Genomic DNA, 16620 nt, shown 5'->3' on the forward strand with positions numbered 1-16620 from the left:
AGGGAGAAGGTCGGGATGAGGGAAACTAAAATGTCGATAAACCGCTCCACTCCATAAAGCGATACAACGCATATTTCCACTTCGATTCATCGGCATAAACCGCATAATCCACACTCATATTTTTACCCTCAAGGTTTGACCATGCGGTATTAAAATAGTGTTGAGCATCCTGAAATACAGGGTCTTGCACCTGTCCGACCACACGCAAGTTGCTTTCTAAATTATAGTTTTTTAAATTACGTGCGGTGAAATTTGCAGAGCCTAAAGTCAATTCTGCCTGTTTGGCATTAGATTTCATCAGCATTTTATTGTGGCATTGCTCACCTTGGGTATTACACCAACGTACCTTCACCCCTGCAGCATGTAATTCTGCCGCCACCTGTCGGTTTGGAATGCCATTTTTTTCACGTCCAAAAGCATCTTTATTCGGGTCCAGTAATACTCGCACTTGTACGCCACGTTGCTGTGCAGCAATCAGTGCCTTGATGATTTGTCGCTCCGATAAATAGAACATCGCCAAATCCAGATGTTCTTGCGCTTTGGTCTGCCGAATCAGTGTCAAACTGCCCTCTAAAATGGCTTGTTCAGTGATGACTTGCACTTGAGGATAAGACGAATCTGCCTCAAACTCACCCACAATCACCCCAGACACATTGCCTTGCGACATACGTGCCACAGCTTGTTCTGTCTGCAAAATATCCACCGCCGTATTGCCAGTGACCACTAAGGCAATATTGGAATGACGCGAACTACCATCATGCGGATTCAATGAGGTCACCAACGCTTTCCAACCTTCGGTGGTATCGACCACAATGGTTTTACGATGGTTGGCTTTAAAATTAAACAGGCTGAAATAACTGCGCAGGGTAATTTTATCTTGCCCGAAAAGACTTGGTAGCCAACCTTTTTCTGCATTATTTGGAATACCCTGACAGCAGAGATACCAAAAGCCTGACCACAATGGATTCGATGCCCGTAAAGGCGTTAAATCGGTTTCAATAACATCAATGCCTGCTTGACGTAATTGACGATAATGCTCAGGTGCAATACCGCCATATACTGAGTTAATTGGGTCTGTAATGACCTTAATTTCAATATTTGGCTGCATCTGACGTTTATGAATTAAAGCTTCGGTCAATTGCTGTGTCAGTGGCTGATGCTGTTGTTTAGACGTCCCCACCTCTGCATTAAACAAAAACATATCCACCACAATGGTGGTTTGCGCAGCATCAATTAAGCCTAAAATCTCCTTAAAAATTTGGTGCTGTTGCTGCTGAACACCTTGCGCATCAATATAGGTCTGATCGGCAATAAATTTGACAGGTGCATGGCGTAATTTTCCGGTGTAATTCAGACCATCTGGTAACGGTTTAAGACTGTGGTAAATAGCCGAGGACAAATAACCCAAAGCCAGTAAACCTAAAACCAGTCCCAAATAAGCCCGAGGCGACCAATTCAATTTTTGGTGAATTCGCTGAAAAATACGCATAACAAAAAACCTAGTCCGATGCGCTCAGACTAGGTTTTATTGTTTGGATTTTCAAGAGGATTTCTGTGTTTTCACACAGACATCCTATAAAGCCCAAATTGAATTTTAGAAACCAAATTCAACGCCCACAGTAAAGTTACGACCCACTTGTGGAATATGCGACAAGAAAGATGCATGTGAGTAGACTTCATCATCTAACAAGTTGTTGGCTTTAAAATACACACGGTAATCTTGTTTATTGGCATAGTTTCCTGCATAAGCTACGCCAACATTGACCATGTTATAGCCTTCTGTTTCTTGTTCATACGCTGCAATTTTGTCTTGCTTAAATACACGATAGTATTCCGCCATACCCGACCAACCATCGGCAAAGTTAGCATCTACTTTAGTTCCCAAACGGCCTGCAGGTACACGTGGTGCATTTTGGTTATCTATTTCGCCACGAACATAATCACCAAACACACTGAGTTTATAATCTGGACTCAGCTGATAGCCTAACTTGGCTTCTGTACCGTAGAATTTGGCTTTGTCTTGAGTATATTCCACACCACGCAAATTACCTTTCTGCGCTACTGTTGCGCCATAAATATAATCATCGAACCAATTATGGTAAACATGCAGCGAATAATCGAGTTTGTCGGCTTCATAGTGCAAACCTAACTCTAAATTATTAGATGTCTCTTTATCTAGATCAGGATTCCCCACCTCGTAAGTATTGGTTGCAAAATGTAAGCCATCAGCATAGAGCTCTTGCGCTACAGGTAAACGTTGCTGATGTGAGCCTGTGAGTGACAATTTATAGTTGGGTGCAAACTGCCAATTGGCTGCAGCAGAAGCAGATACACCAGTACCTGAATAATCTTTTTTGTCCGAATCTGCTTTCACTTTTTGATGATCGACACGCGCACCAAGTTCCACATGTACATCACCAAATTGTTTATGCTCTAAACCAAATAAGCTGTATTTTTGTGTTTTCGTATCTGGCATAGGTACTGCTTCATGATAATGATCACCATGTTTTTCCTTCTGACCAGTCAAATCAATTTCATGCTGGCTAAACTGTGTACCAAACACACCTTCCCAACCTGCAAGGGGTTTGTGCACCAATTCTAAACGTGCATCATATCCTTTGCTTTTAAAGTTACTGATGACTTTATTTTCTTCTAATTCATCATGCTCATAATCTGTAAAACTGGCATGCGCACGAAGTTTATCAAAGCCTGCAAAGGGCTGATCAAGTTCGGTACGCAAATCATAACTGTGTGATTCTAAATCCACCCATGGGCCACCATGTGCATGTTCTTCAACAGTATTTGAATTAGGTGTTGGGCAACCATGAAAGTGATCATCGTGCAATACACAACCATGATATTCATGGCTATGCCCTGGCAACCCATATTTATCCTGACGATTACTATATGAAACGCCCACAAAACCACGATCATGAATCCATGAGCCACCAATATTCACCGTTTGCCCTTCAGCAAAGGTATTCTCTACACGACGTGCTTTATCTAAATGTGTGCCTTCATCATCATGATCATGACCTGGATCATTATGTCCGTGATCATGGTCGTCATGCCCTGCTTCATCATTATGATGTTCTACCCAATAGTTTGGGGTAATGTAATCATTAGCCTTACGCTTAGAACCTTCTACACGCAGCGCAAACTGGTCACCAATTGCTGCGGTCACACCTGCGCTGGCCAGTTTTTCATCACTACCTGTGTTATAACGCAGACCGACTTGTCCTTCTAAACCATTATTTGGCATTTGCGTTGGAATTTTTTGGTCAGTGACATTGACCAAACCACCTACGGTACCCGCACCATAAAGTAAGGTTGATGGCCCACGAATAATTTCAACTTGCTTGGCCAAAATTGGATCTACCGTTACCGCATGGTCAGGTGAAAGTGTAGAAACATCTGCCGTTTCTGAAGCATGTTGCAGCACTTTAACACGTGGGCCATCTTGCCCACGAATGACAGGTCGGCTAGAGCCTGAACCATATTGGTTAGAATAGACCCCTAGCTCATCTGCCATTGCATCACCTATAGTGGTGCTGCGCTCTGCCAACGTTTTCTGATCAATCACATGATCTGCTACAGCGAAATCTGCCGCAGTTTGTACCAAAGGATGTGCTTGTAGCTGAATCGTTTCCAGTTGTGTATTGGTAACATCCGTATTTGCAAATGCTGCTGGATTAAGTACTGCAAAAATTGAAACTGTTATTAAATTCTTATGGAACGCCATGACCCATGCTCAAAGTAGCAAAAAACAATTGTTGTTATAATATAACATTTCAATAGCATTGCAATAAAAAACATTCTCATTCCGTATTTTCTTTCAGTTAAGCTACGCCTTCAATTCTGCTGACGTTTATTCTTCTTTTTATTGGTATGCCCTTTACCTTATCTCATGCTGTACTTGCGCCTCCGCTAGCTAAACTCTCAGGACAACGGCTACCCATTGCTGCACTTGCAATTGGCTGTATGCTGCCAGATTTACATCGCCTGTTTACCCTACGCCAAGACCCAACGCCACATTTATGGTCAGCCTTGTTTTATCCAAACTTATTCTTGGGCCTTATGTTCTGTGCACTTTGGTATCTGGTATATCGCCCTGCGTTATATCGTTTTGTGGGAATACACCACCCGCTAAATTTGAATCATGCAACATCAGTATTGGGCTTTATTTTAGTGACTATCTTCAGCTTATTACTGGGGAATGCCACGCATTTAATTTGGGATGGTTTAACCCATCACGACTTTCGCAGCTTTGCCTTTCAGGATTTTTTAGCACAGTCGGTGCAATGGGGCGCTCAGACTTACCCGATGCATCGAATTTTGCAAATTGGTAGTTCTATTTTAGCCCTGCCTTTTTTATTTTGGATGAGCCTGCATTATTATAAGAAGCATCGGCAAATCAAACCTGCAAGCATCAAAGTTCTGGGCTATGCAGTTGGTCTTATTACACTGTCTGTAGCTCTGGGCTGTTTCTCGCTTTGGGATTATGCACGGCATATTCCCGATGCACTTTGGCAGGAAGAACTGTATTACTTTACAGGACGTGCCATCAATGAGTTTAGTCAAGGTGCCTTACTCATGTTGAGTTTGGGCTGTCTGCTATTTCTGATTTTAGATTTTCAAGGACGGATGGAATAAACGCTCTATCGCTCTACTTTCTCTTTCATCTGCCTACATTCTTCAGTTTCAAGCAGATTCCCGCTAAAAACCCACTGTTTTTGAGGCAGGTTCTTGTAGCCACATGCCCAAAGAGGCATAATCCTACCTTTGCTAAAGGCGGTGCGCTGTTTACGTATTCGCTTCCTTAACCCATATAGTTGGATTTTTAACGCTATGATGCGAACTCATTATTGCGGTTCTTTAACCGAAGCTCAAATTGATCAAACCGTGACCCTGTGTGGTTGGGTACACCGTCGTCGTGACCACGGTGGTGTAATTTTCCTAGACATGCGTGACCGTGATGGTCTTGTGCAAGTCGTAATTGACCCAGACACTCCAGAAGCATTTGCAACTGCAGACAAAGCACGTTCAGAATTTGTATTAAAAATCACAGGTCGTGTACGTCGTCGCTATGCAGGCACAGAAAATGCCAATATGGTCAGTGGACAAATTGAAGTTTTAGGCAAGGAAATTGAAGTTCTTGCAGCATCTGAAACGCCTCCGTTCCCATTGAACGATGAAAATACCAACATTTCAGAAGAAATTCGTTTGAAATACCGTTTCTTGGACATCCGTCGTCCAGAAATGTTAGATCGCTTACGTTTCCGTTCAAAAGTCACCAACCTGATTCGTAACTATTTAGATGATCATGGTTTCTTAGATGTTGAAACACCAATTTTGACACGTGCCACCCCTGAAGGTGCGCGTGACTATTTAGTACCAAGCCGTGTATCTAACGGTAGCTTCTACGCTCTACCACAATCTCCACAATTATTTAAACAATTGTTGATGGTGGGCGGTATTGACCGTTATTACCAAATCGCTAAATGTTTCCGTGATGAAGATTTACGCGCAGACCGTCAGCCTGAATTTACTCAAATCGACATTGAAACATCGTTCATGAGTGACGATGACATTATGGATTTGATGGAAGGCATGACCGTGAAGATGTTCGATGAACTTCTAAGCTTGAAATTCGACAAATTCCAACGTATGCCGTATTCAGAAGCAATGCGTGATTATGCGTCTGACAAACCAGACTTACGTATTCCACTGAAACTGGTAGACGTTGCAGACTTAATGCAAGACGTTGAGTTCAAAGTGTTTGCTGGCCCAGCGAAAGATCCGAAAGGTCGTATTGTTGCGCTTCGTGTTCCTGGTGCGGGTTCATTGCCACGTAGTGCAATTGATGAATACACTAAATTTGTTGGCATCTATGGTGCGAAAGGTTTGGCGTATATTAAAGTCAATGAGCTTGAAAAAGGCATCGAAGGTTTACAATCTCCTATCGTGAAATTTATTGAGCCAATCGTGCTTGATCTATTAAAACGTGTAGGCGCAGAAAATGGCGACATCGTATTCTTTGGTGCAGACAAAGCCAAAGTGGTAAACGATGCGATGGGCGCACTTCGTGTCAAAATCGGTCACGATTTGAACCTTGCAACTTGCGAATGGGCACCGCTTTGGGTGGTTGATTTCCCAATGTTTGAAGAAACTGATGATGGTAAATGGACCTCTGTGCATCACCCATTCACTTTACCTAAATCAAGCGTTGAAGATGTGAAGAGCAACCCAGGTGAAGCTTTATCTGTTGCGTATGACATGGTGTTGAACGGTACTGAAATTGGTGGCGGCTCACTGCGTATTTATACTTTAGAAATGCAAAAAGCGATTTTTGAAGCTTTAGGTATTGAAGAAGAAGAAGCCGAAGAGAAATTCAGCTTCTTACTGAATGCATTGAAATACGGTGCGCCTCCGCACGGTGGTTTGGCATTTGGTTTAGACCGTTTGGTGATGTTGATGACAGGTGCATCTTCTATTCGTGATGTGATTGCCTTCCCGAAAACTAAGACAGCTGAATGTCCATTGACTCAAGCACCTGCACCAGTTGAAGCCACTCAATTGCGTGATTTGGGTATCCGTTTACGTGAAAAACCAAAAGCAGAATCTCAAGAATAAGTTTTGAGAATGTGAGAAGAACCCTGTAAATTTGCAGGGTTTTTTTATGAATTGAGATATGGTCAAGCTAGTGGCATAATAGCGCTTCGTTTTGAATTTTAAGTTGAGCGTTACTATGGCTATGCGTCCTGCAGTTCGTAATCGTGGCATTATGCTAATTGTATTTGCTGTCGCTCAATGGTTATTCATGCGTTATATTCTGGCCAATAACCTGTTTGCCTTAGACACCAATGACCGCATTTTGTACTTTAGCTTAAGTTCTATTGGTGGTGCGTTTGTGATTTTTGTTGGGCTGATTTATATGGTGTTGGCGGGGAATTCGGATAAACAATAATAAATATAGACTTTAATAGATCAAAATTAGATTCTAGTCTAATTTAACAGAGTTTAAAGCTGTTACTTTAGATTTTCGTATTAAAATTTATATAACCCGAATACTAGACTTCTTGTGTTAGTCAAATTTTAAGCAGCCAAAAGCTATATTTTATGAGGTTTTAGCCAATTCAAAAATTACATAAAACTATACTTTCGCAAGAGGTCTACTACTTAAATCAATGACTCCATTATTAGGTTACCTTTTCAATTAGGGTAATAGCTATTAATTAGTTTTTGGTATGCATCTAAATAACTAGAGGCCATTTTTTCAATACTAAAACAGTCCTTAGTCGCTTTTATTTGATCAAATATATAAATAAAATTATCATAATTATTATAAACTTCAGTTATTTTATCTGATAAGAATTGTGGATTATTCTCAAATTTTAATACCTCTGGCAAAATTTGTTCGCTAATCCCTGTGTGAGAGGAAATCACTAGTGGAGCATAATAAATAGCATCAATAGCGACAAGCCCATAAGGTTCAAAACGGGATGGAATAATTTGTAAGTCACAACTATACAACACATCATTAATATGATTACTAAAGCCTTTTAATAAAACTTTGTCTTGCAATTTAAGCCTATTTATCTGCTGTTGCAAATTTTCTTGTTCTTCACCTTGACCAAAAATATGACATTCGAACTCAAAATTAAGTAATGCAAGAGATTCAACTGCAATATCAAAACCTTTCATTTTATCTAAACGACCCACTAGTACAATATAAAACTTGTCAGGACGAGAAATTTTAGTAGGTGGTTGGTATGTCATACCATTTTTGATAATGATCGACTCTTGCTTCAAAAGTTGTTTGGTATCCTCTAAAATAGCGACACATAAATCCGCAAGATTGTATTTTTTTTTATATTGTAATGTATGTTTTGTAGCAATAATTGGAATTTTTTTTGTCAAAAAAATTTGCGCATATTTCATAATCTCAATTTCTTTTGTGTTATGGCAATGAATAATATCTGGAGATATTTTTTCTAATAATTTAGCTGTTTGATATAAAAATAGTGGGTTATAACGATTCTTCTCAAAATCAAATTCAACTAGCTGTACTTTATCATTCAAATAAGGACGAATTTCCTCCTGACTCAAAAGATAAACTTGATGTTCTTTCACCATCTCATTGCACAAATCAACACATACTTTTTCTGTGCCAGCAAATTGAACCCAATGCAGAGTATGAAGAATCTTCATCTGTCTTCCTAAATTTTCCTATAACAATTGTACTTTCAGAAATCCCTTAAATTTCAATTGTAAAATCTGAACCAAGAAATATAAAGATGAAATTAAAGTTATACGGACTAAAAAATACGATGCTACTGATGCATAAGCTTATGCTAAGCATCAATATTTTACTGAATGAATATAATATCTAATGTAGAATTAGATAGATAGTCTTATATATCCAATTTTTATGATGCGCAAAATTTTAAAGAAATGGTATAAATTTCAACAAAACCAACAAGCCAAAAAATTTAATTCACATTGGTATATGCGTTTTGGTTGGTTAGATGAATCCTTTAACAATCAAAAACAGCTTAAAGATCTTTTTGAAATTCATTCACCACACAAATTCACCTTTGCTGACTGTTTTTATGTACAAGAGAATAATCAACACTTTATATTTTTTGAAGAAGTAGATGATGTTCATCCCGTGGGCTTTTTATCAGTCTTAGAGGTTTTTAAAGATGGAAGCTACTCAAAGCCACAAACTATTTTAAAATTGGACTATCACCTATCTTATCCTTGTGTATTTAAGGTAGAAAATAACTGGTACATGATTCCTGAAACCAGTGCTAATAAAACTATTGAACTATGGAAATGTACTGATTTCCCTCTCAAATGGGAAAAACATTCAAACTTATTTGAAAATATTGATGCTGTAGATACCACTCCTCTTTATCATGAAGGGATGTGGTATTTATTAACGTCCACACGTAGAAACTGTAAAAAATTTGGTGACCGTTTAGATATTTTCTTTACTGAAGATATTTTAAATCCTAACTGGCAAGAACACCCACAAAATCCAGTCTGCAAAGGTCACCAACAATTCAGAATGGCTGGTAAGCCTTTTATTTATAAAGAAAAACTTATAAGACCTAGTCAAGACTCATTAAAGCGTTATGGTGGAAATATTGAATTCAAAGAAATTCTTGAACTTAACCCAACCTCATATAAAGAGCAACTTTTAGAAGTTGTTTTACCCACATGGAACAATAATGATGATGGTTGCCATACAATAAATGTTGAACATAATTTTGTAGTTTTAGATGCAATACGCTTATCAGTTAAAAAGTAAATAAGCCCCAAACTACTATTTTAGTAAATGCTCATAAATATTGAGCGTTTGCTGTGCCATGGCTGTAACAGTTAACTCTTGCTTTGCTCTCATGAACAAAGGTAAAAAATCTGTTTGTGCTTGTACAGTTAAGGCATTTTCTATTGCTTGTTGCAACTCTTTCACCTGTCCAATATTTGCAAGATATGGCTCTGGCAACCATTCAATAACACCATTTACACGTGTAGATGCCATCGGTTTATTTGCTTGCAAAGCTTCAACCATCACTAATGGAAATCCTTCACGATCCGAGGACAATACAACAACATCAGCGATTTGGATTAAATCACGAGCATCTGTTCTAAAACCTAAAAAAGCAACACGGTCTTGCATTTTTTGTGCTGCTGTTTGTTGTTCTAAATCTGAGCGCAATGACCCATCACCAATAATAAAAAGATGTGCATCTATATTAGACATTGCATGAAGCAATAAACTTATATTTTTTACAGGTTCTAAACGCCCAATACACATTACTATTTTTTTAGAAGAATTTAATAAAGAATATTGAGTATAGATTTCCGAATTTAGTTGTTGTTTTTGTTCGTCAGATAAATTTGGTTGTGTATATACACCATTGTAAACCACATACGCTTTTTCACTAGGAATTCCCTGCGTTAAAGCCTGACTTACTGCAATAACGGCATCTGCAAAAGTATAAATTGATTTGTTCTTTTTCGTACCATGGACTGTTGTTACAAATTTAACAGGTTTTAGCCATGTTCTTATTTTAGAGATCAATTCAGCAGCTTTTCCTGCTTGTGCATGTACAATATCTGGCTGAATTTTATTAATAATAGATTTTAGCTGACAAAGTAAAAATATATTCCAACGACTACGAGAAAAATCTACAGCATGAAAACATACATGCGCATTAAATTTATCCGCATAGCAAGGGTGTGCAATAATATGTACTTCATGTTGCTGAGATAATTCATTAACCAAGTTAAAAGTGTGTTGTTCTAAACCACCAACACCACCACTTGTTGCCAGAACTTGAACAATCTTCATAGATTATCCTGTTTATTTTTCATTTTTTGATGTTGCTCAAATAATTTAGCTTCCTTTAAAAATGCATAAAAAGCATTTACCATGCTGTTTACAAAGCCTCTCCACCCATTTAAGCAGCTACGTCTAATAAAATAAGACTTTATAAAAGTAAGAGGCATAACTAAAACCAACTTTAATAAACTCGGCACTTTACCTTTTTGGTATTTTTCTTGTGCTTTTAATTCAGAATATTGATTATTCTTTTCAACTTTAACAAAAATACTTGATTCACCATAATGGTAAATATCACCTTCTGCACGAACACTCTGACCATCTACAATCACATTTTCATGCACTTTATTTTCTAAGTCATATCGCCCTTTAGACTTACGAAAAAAACGTACCTTGGCATGCTTTTTTGTATGTTTACTATTAGGAACACCTAAAAACACATCGTTAATTGGTATAATTAAAGCATCGAGTTGATTACTTTGTATCGTTTGCTCAATTTCAGCTTTTAATTCAGAAGATAAAACTTCATCACCATCTAAATTTAAAACCCAATCATTTTTACATTGCGCTAAAGCTAAGCTTTTTTGACCCGCATACCCCTGCCAATCTTGATGAGAAATTCGCGTATTGGGAAATGATTCTGCAATAGCATAAGTATCATCTGTACTGCCTGAGTCTAAAATAATGACCTCTGAAAAGTCTTTTACACTTTCCAGTGTACTCTCAAGCCATTCAGCACTATTTAAGGTTACGATATAAACACTACAAGGAATCATAATTTATAACGTCCTTTGGCTAAAGCAATACGCATTTGCAAAGCATTCATTGCACCATGTGTACTGACACGTGGAATATTAAATTGATTAGTTTCTGTATAAGGTTCTACTTTTTTACGTGTAGATACAGCATTTTTAAAACCAATTTTTTTTGCCATTTGTTGATGTTTGTCATTAAAACGCCCAAATGGATAAGCAAAGCTTGGACATTTCCCTACTAAAACTTCCACATCTTTTTTTGATGCCTGCATTTCTGCAAATGCTTCCTCATCAGACAATTTCAGCAAATTTACATGATGCTGAGTATGTGCACCAAACTCAATTAAGCCAGAAGCTGACATTTCTTGAATTTGTGCTGTATTTAACTTCTCAATACCTTCAATTTGTGTTGCTAAATAAATTGTTGCCTTCGCATTATATTTTTTGAGTAAAGGAAATGCATACTGGTAGTTATCCTGAAAGCCATCATCAAATGATAAGGCAAAAACATTACTCTGCCCCTCATACTGGTCAAGTTCGGAAACGAAACAAAAAATAGCCCGTTTTTTTACCAAATACTGCAACAACTGTTCAAATTTAGCCGGTGGCATATTCATACCTGAAGCTTCTGCATGGGGGGTTACTTGATGCAACATCACAATACGTGGCAATTTTGCACTGCGTAATGGTAACCAAAAGGTATAATTACCCAATAAGTAAAGTATTGCAGCAAAAGCAATTAAACCAAGTACCACATAAACAAACCACATTAGATATACACCTCATGTGCCCACTCATATGCTTCAGATAAAGGCTGATCAAAAGTAACTTCAAGCATAAATTGAGTAATACGTTTAGCATTAAAACTATGACGCGTTTTGCTCCAACCCAATTCTGCAATTTTTCTTGCCTCATCAGGATGATCTGCATAGTACTTAATTTTTTCAGCTAAATCATTTTGGTCGTTAAAATAGACAATTTCTTGTTCACTATACAGTTTTTCAAAATCAGGGATACGAGGGCTAAAAGTTAATAGACCATTACCCGTTAACTGTACAATACGATCTGAACTGTATAAAGTTACATCGTTTTTACGTGAATAATTTAACCCCATACGCGCTTCTGAAAGCACTTTATAATAACCTTTTCCATACACGCCAGCTTGCTCAAAACAACCATAATATTGGTATTTCAATGAATGTGCTTGGAGAGTATTTGCCAAGTCTTTCAAAAATTTTTCACGTTCTGGTTCTTTATAAACAACACCACAGAATATAAATTCTTTATCAATATTTGTAGATTCAAATTGTTTTAGTATTTCAACATTTGAATGCCCGACGTTAGGAAAATAAGCTACTTTTAAATTTGGCTGTTTCAATTTTTGAAGATATTCTCCACCAGTCGTACAAAAAATAGCATCTAAATATGGAGAAAATTCACGAACAAAACCAAGTTTTTGCTCCAAATACAAAGGATCAACATACCAAAATGCAATTTTTGTCTTTGGGAATTGTTGCTTGATCTCTTTTAACACCGTTGGACTCATTAAATCGCTATGTCCAATCAAAACTAGATCTGGTTCTAAATTAGAAACTATTTTAAGAACTTCTTTATTTGCCCAATTTGCCCCTAATTTTTTTGTTTTAAAAATAGTTCCCATTCTAGCCATATCACGAAAACTAAAGTCATATACAAAATGACCATTTTCAATCAAACCCGCAGAAATCTTACGGTCTGTACAATAAAAATGAGCACCTTGTTTGTTGAACCCAAAATTCGCAATATGTAATATTTTCATAAATCACTCAAGAAACAAATAAATGTCCCATTTATAGATTGGTATATTTTAATCGTTGTTAAAAAAGAATAATAGGATATAAGCTAGTCCATCATAACAATTTAAACAACTACACCTCATTTAACTAGCATCCTATTCGCCACACGCTCTGCTTCTTTAAAAGCAGTCGTAGAATATAATTCAGCAATTTGTCTAGCATTCGATACAAGTTTTTGATCAAGCAAATGCTGTACCGAACGCGTAATCCGATCCTCTTTCACTCGATCTATCTGAATAAGCCCTACTTTACAACCTGCAGTGAGTGCCTCGTATATCATAGATACGCTATCTTCAGTCACCCATACCGCTTCCGCTTTTTGCATCTCTTCAAAAATCCAACCCTGCGGCGTTTCTTCAACTGGAAAAATTTGTAGTCGTGAAGCAAAACTTTGCTGAGCCAATGTCGCTAAAAAATCAGCAGGTGTACGCCTAGAACTCGTCAAAATAATGTCACACTGCAAATTCTGCTGCACGATCTGCCCAATCGCAGACAACACCTTATCTGCATTCCAAACATGCCGTTTAGATGAACCACCTAATGCGATCAAAATACGGTTTGGCATGTGTCGCTGCTCATTTTCAATTGGATTCAGCGCACCTTTTGTAACAATCACATTGCCCTGTTTAGCAACACCATCATGTTCAGGAATAATCACATGATCAAACCAAGACAATGGAAAATTTGGCTTCATTAAAATCACGGTTTTCGCTTGCGGAAAAACCTTGCCCATCAAAAAAACACGGAATTGTGTATGACTGCCTACCCCAACAATATAATCTGGTGGCTGCGATACTGCTGCAAGTTTTTGTTTTTTATATGCAGTCAACAAACTCAACAGTGCTAACTGATCAATCGAAATTTCTTCAAAAGTGAGCTCAATATGTGTTTGCTTTTGCATTGCCTTAAAAAGACCTAATGCCTGAGAGCGATGACCAGCCTTGCCATCACTCACATATACAATATGCATATTCACCCACCAGATCTAAAGCAAGAATCGCATTATTTTACTCGATCAAAGCAGTTAAAGTAAGCAAAGCGATATATCCCCAATGACTCGACATATAACCTTCACCAAACCGTCATCGAGCTTGAATAAATTTTCATCACATTAAACACGTATAAATAATAAGAAATTTGATTGAATATGAAAATCGCAATTGCAGGTACAGGTTACGTCGGTTTATCGAATGCCATGATTTTTGCCCAACATCATCAGGTCGTGGCTTATGATCTTCAAGCAAAAAAAATTAAATTACTCAATCAACGCATCTCGCCCATTCGCGACCAAGAAATTTCTGAGTTTTTAACAAAATCAGAATTAAATTTTCAAGCCACTCATTGCAAAGTCGATGCCTATCAACATGCCGATTTTGTAATTATTGCCACCCCTACCGATTATGACCCAGAAACCAATTACTTCAATACACAAAGCGTTGAAGCAGTCATTCAAGATGTATTGTCTATTAACCCCTTAGCAACCATGGTGATTAAATCCACTGTACCTGTAGGTTTTACACAACACATCAAACAAAAATATCACACCGAAAATATTATTTTTTCACCTGAATTTTTGCGCGAAGGTAAAGCGCTACATGACAACCTTTATCCTTCGAGGATTATTGTGGGTGAAAAATCAGAACGTGCCAAACTTTTTGCGAATATGCTGCTAGAAGGTGCAATCAAAAAAGACTGTCCGGTGCTGTTTACCGACGCTACCGAAGCCGAAGCAATTAAATTATTTGCCAATACTTTCTTAGCAATGCGCGTGGCTTATTTCAATGAATTGGACACCTATGCCCAAATCTACCACCTAGACACGCGGCAAATTATTGATGGTGTCTGTTTAGACTCACGTATTGGTCAATTTTACAATAATCCATCCTTCGGTTATGGTGGATATTGCTTACCCAAAGACACCAAACAACTACTGGCAAACTATGCTCAAGTTCCGAGCAACTTAATTAAAGCGGTGGTAGATGCCAATCAAACCCGCCAAGAATTTATTGCCGAATCCATTCGTAAACAACAGCCCAAAGTGGTTGGAATTTATCGCCTGACCATGAAAAGTGGTTCAGATAATTTCCGTGCCTCTGCTATACAAGGCGTGATGCAATATCTCAAAGCATATGGCATAAAAGTGATTATTTATGAGCCTGAATTAGATCAAAAAAAGTTTTTAAATTCCAAAGTCATTCACGATTTAGCCGAGTTTAAACAACGTGCCGATTTAATTGTCTGTAACCGTAAATGTTCACTGCTGCATGATGTGCATAACAAGGTTTATACGCGCGACGTATTTGGGATGGATGATTAGAATAATGCACAAGGACCCAAAACCCTACTGTGAATGAAGCACAAGGAGCGAAAACATTGTTCTCAGCGAAGCGCAAGGAATTCAAAGCATTGCTTTAAATGAAGCGCAAGGCACGTAGCAATATTTACTTCATACGCAAAAAACCTTATTTAATATAAGGTTTTTTTAAAGATTAAACTAAAACTTAGTTTTTATCTTTGTCTACAATCTTGTTCTCTTGAATCCCAGGTCTGAGCGAATTCTAAAGCACTGCTTTAGTCGTTTTAAGGCACGTAACTATGAATATAAAAAACCCACTCAAATTGAGTGGGCTTTCAAATTCAAATCGACTGATTCGAGAAATTAGTTTTTCTCTTTGTCTACGATCTTGTTCGCTTGGATCCAAGGCATCATTGCACGTAATTTGTTACCCGTAACCTCGATACCATGCGCCGCATTTTGGCGACGACGAGCTGTCATTGATGGGTAGTTCAACGCACCTTCTTGGATGAACATTTTCGCATATTCACCAGATTGAATACGTTTAAGTGCATTGCGCATTGCTTCACGTGATTGTTCGTTAATCACTTCAGTACCAGTTACATACTCGCCATATTCAGCATTATTAGATACTGAATAGTTCATGTCAGCGATACCGCCTTCGAACATCAAGTCAACGATCAATTTAAGCTCGTGTAAGCATTCGAAGTAAGCCATTTCTGGTGCATAACCCGCTTCAACAAGAGTTTCGAAGCCCATTTTAACCAATTCAACAGCACCACCACAAAGAACTGCTTGCTCACCAAATAAGTCAGTTTCAGTTTCTTCACGGAAAGAAGTTTCGATGATACCTGTACGACCACCACCTACACCTGAAGCGTAAGAAAGTGCAACGTTACGTGCATTACCAGAAGCATCTTGATGAATCGCGATAAGATCAGGAACACCTGAACCACGTTGGAATTCAGAACGTACAGTGTGACCAGGTGCTTTAGGTGCAACCATAATTACATCTAAGTCTGCACGTGGAACAACTTGGTTATAAAGTACAGAGAAGCCGTGAGCAAATGCTAAAGTTGCGCCTTGCTTGATGTTTGGCTCAATCACGTCACGATAAAGTTGTGATTGGAACTCATCTGGAGTCAAAATCATAACTAAGTCAGCTTGAGCAACAGCAGCAGGAACTTCAGAAACTTTAAGACCCGAATTTTCAGCTTTTTTCCAAGAAGCAGAACCAGCACGTAAACCTACAGTTACGTCTACGCCAGAATCTTTAAGGTTAAGCGCGTGTGCGTGACCTTGTGAACCGTAACCAATGATCGCTACTTTCTTAGATTGAATGATAGATAAGTCGCAGTCTTTATCGTAAAAAATTTGCAT

At 38.1% G+C, this 16620-nt stretch carries 14 protein-coding genes; 5 read left to right on the top strand and 9 right to left on the bottom strand.

All coding sequences use genetic code 11. The features are described 5' to 3' along the window. Positions 1-25: 25 nt before the first annotated feature. Both FTV43_RS05315 and znuD read right to left on the bottom strand, forming a co-directional pair. On the bottom strand, positions 26-1489 hold the full coding sequence (locus tag FTV43_RS05315) for a phospholipase D family protein (protein ID WP_179995030.1): 1464 nt from the start codon (positions 1487-1489) through the stop codon (positions 26-28). Positions 1490-1594: 105 nt separating this feature from the next. Next, positions 1595-3742 (bottom strand): zinc piracy TonB-dependent receptor ZnuD, encoded by a 2148-nt coding sequence (gene znuD, locus FTV43_RS05320; RefSeq protein ID WP_179995031.1) that lies wholly within the window; start codon positions 3740-3742, stop codon positions 1595-1597. A gap of 146 nt (positions 3743-3888) precedes the next feature. Between znuD and FTV43_RS05325 the strand changes: the two genes are divergently transcribed. From FTV43_RS05325 to FTV43_RS05335, 3 genes are all read left to right on the top strand, one after another. After that, a complete protein-coding gene (locus FTV43_RS05325; protein WP_179995032.1) occupies positions 3889-4653 on the top strand; it encodes a DUF4184 family protein in 765 nt (254 codons plus the stop codon). A gap of 195 nt (positions 4654-4848) precedes the next feature. Beyond that, the gene (aspS, locus tag FTV43_RS05330) at positions 4849-6633 is read left to right on the top strand and encodes an aspartate--tRNA ligase (RefSeq protein WP_179995033.1); all 1785 of its coding nucleotides are present in this window, start codon (positions 4849-4851) and stop codon (positions 6631-6633) included. A gap of 115 nt (positions 6634-6748) precedes the next feature. Further along, positions 6749-6967: a hypothetical protein gene (locus FTV43_RS05335; protein ID WP_179995034.1), complete on the top strand. Its 219-nt coding sequence runs from the start codon at positions 6749-6751 to the stop codon at positions 6965-6967. A gap of 245 nt (positions 6968-7212) precedes the next feature. Here the strand turns inward: FTV43_RS05335 and FTV43_RS05340 are convergent, their stop codons facing one another. Further along, complete coding sequence (locus tag FTV43_RS05340; RefSeq protein ID WP_179995035.1) at positions 7213-8211, bottom strand: glycosyltransferase; 999 nt, start codon at positions 8209-8211, stop codon at positions 7213-7215. 220 nt (positions 8212-8431) lie between these two features. Here FTV43_RS05340 and FTV43_RS05345 point away from each other — a divergent pair, with 220 nt between their 5' ends. Beyond that, complete coding sequence (locus FTV43_RS05345; RefSeq protein ID WP_179995036.1) at positions 8432-9316, top strand: hypothetical protein; 885 nt, start codon at positions 8432-8434, stop codon at positions 9314-9316. Positions 9317-9331: 15 nt separating this feature from the next. On the opposite strand, the gene FTV43_RS05350 is transcribed toward FTV43_RS05345, so the two are convergent. From FTV43_RS05350 to FTV43_RS05370, 5 genes are all read right to left on the bottom strand, one after another. Then, entirely contained in the window at positions 9332-10363 is a 1032-nt protein-coding gene (locus FTV43_RS05350) for a glycosyltransferase (RefSeq protein WP_179995037.1), read from the bottom strand. Then, the gene (locus tag FTV43_RS05355) at positions 10360-11130 is read right to left on the bottom strand and encodes a glycosyltransferase family 2 protein (protein ID WP_179995038.1); all 771 of its coding nucleotides are present in this window, start codon (positions 11128-11130) and stop codon (positions 10360-10362) included. Before FTV43_RS05355 ends, FTV43_RS05350 begins: the two co-directional genes overlap by 4 nt. Next, complete coding sequence (locus FTV43_RS05360) at positions 11127-11879, bottom strand: polysaccharide deacetylase family protein (RefSeq protein ID WP_179995039.1); 753 nt, start codon at positions 11877-11879, stop codon at positions 11127-11129. The genes FTV43_RS05355 and FTV43_RS05360 overlap by 4 nt, the downstream gene beginning before the upstream one ends. Continuing rightward, positions 11879-12907, bottom strand: a complete 1029-nt coding sequence (locus FTV43_RS05365) for a glycosyltransferase (protein WP_179995040.1) — start codon at positions 12905-12907, stop codon at positions 11879-11881. The genes FTV43_RS05360 and FTV43_RS05365 overlap by 1 nt, the downstream gene beginning before the upstream one ends. A 116-nt stretch (positions 12908-13023) precedes the next feature. Further along, complete coding sequence (locus FTV43_RS05370; protein ID WP_179995041.1) at positions 13024-13914, bottom strand: mitochondrial fission ELM1 family protein; 891 nt, start codon at positions 13912-13914, stop codon at positions 13024-13026. A gap of 177 nt (positions 13915-14091) precedes the next feature. Between FTV43_RS05370 and FTV43_RS05375 the strand changes: the two genes are divergently transcribed. Continuing rightward, positions 14092-15261, top strand: coding sequence for a nucleotide sugar dehydrogenase (locus tag FTV43_RS05375; protein WP_179995042.1), 1170 nt, complete (start codon positions 14092-14094; stop codon positions 15259-15261). 342 nt (positions 15262-15603) lie between these two features. Here FTV43_RS05375 and ilvC read toward each other — a convergent pair whose 3' ends face one another. Next, positions 15604-16620, bottom strand: coding sequence for a ketol-acid reductoisomerase (gene ilvC, locus FTV43_RS05380; protein ID WP_004974988.1), 1017 nt, complete (start codon positions 16618-16620; stop codon positions 15604-15606).

The sequence above is a fragment of the Acinetobacter sp. YH16053 genome (assembly GCF_013417035.1).
GTDB lineage: Bacteria > Pseudomonadota > Gammaproteobacteria > Pseudomonadales > Moraxellaceae > Acinetobacter > Acinetobacter towneri.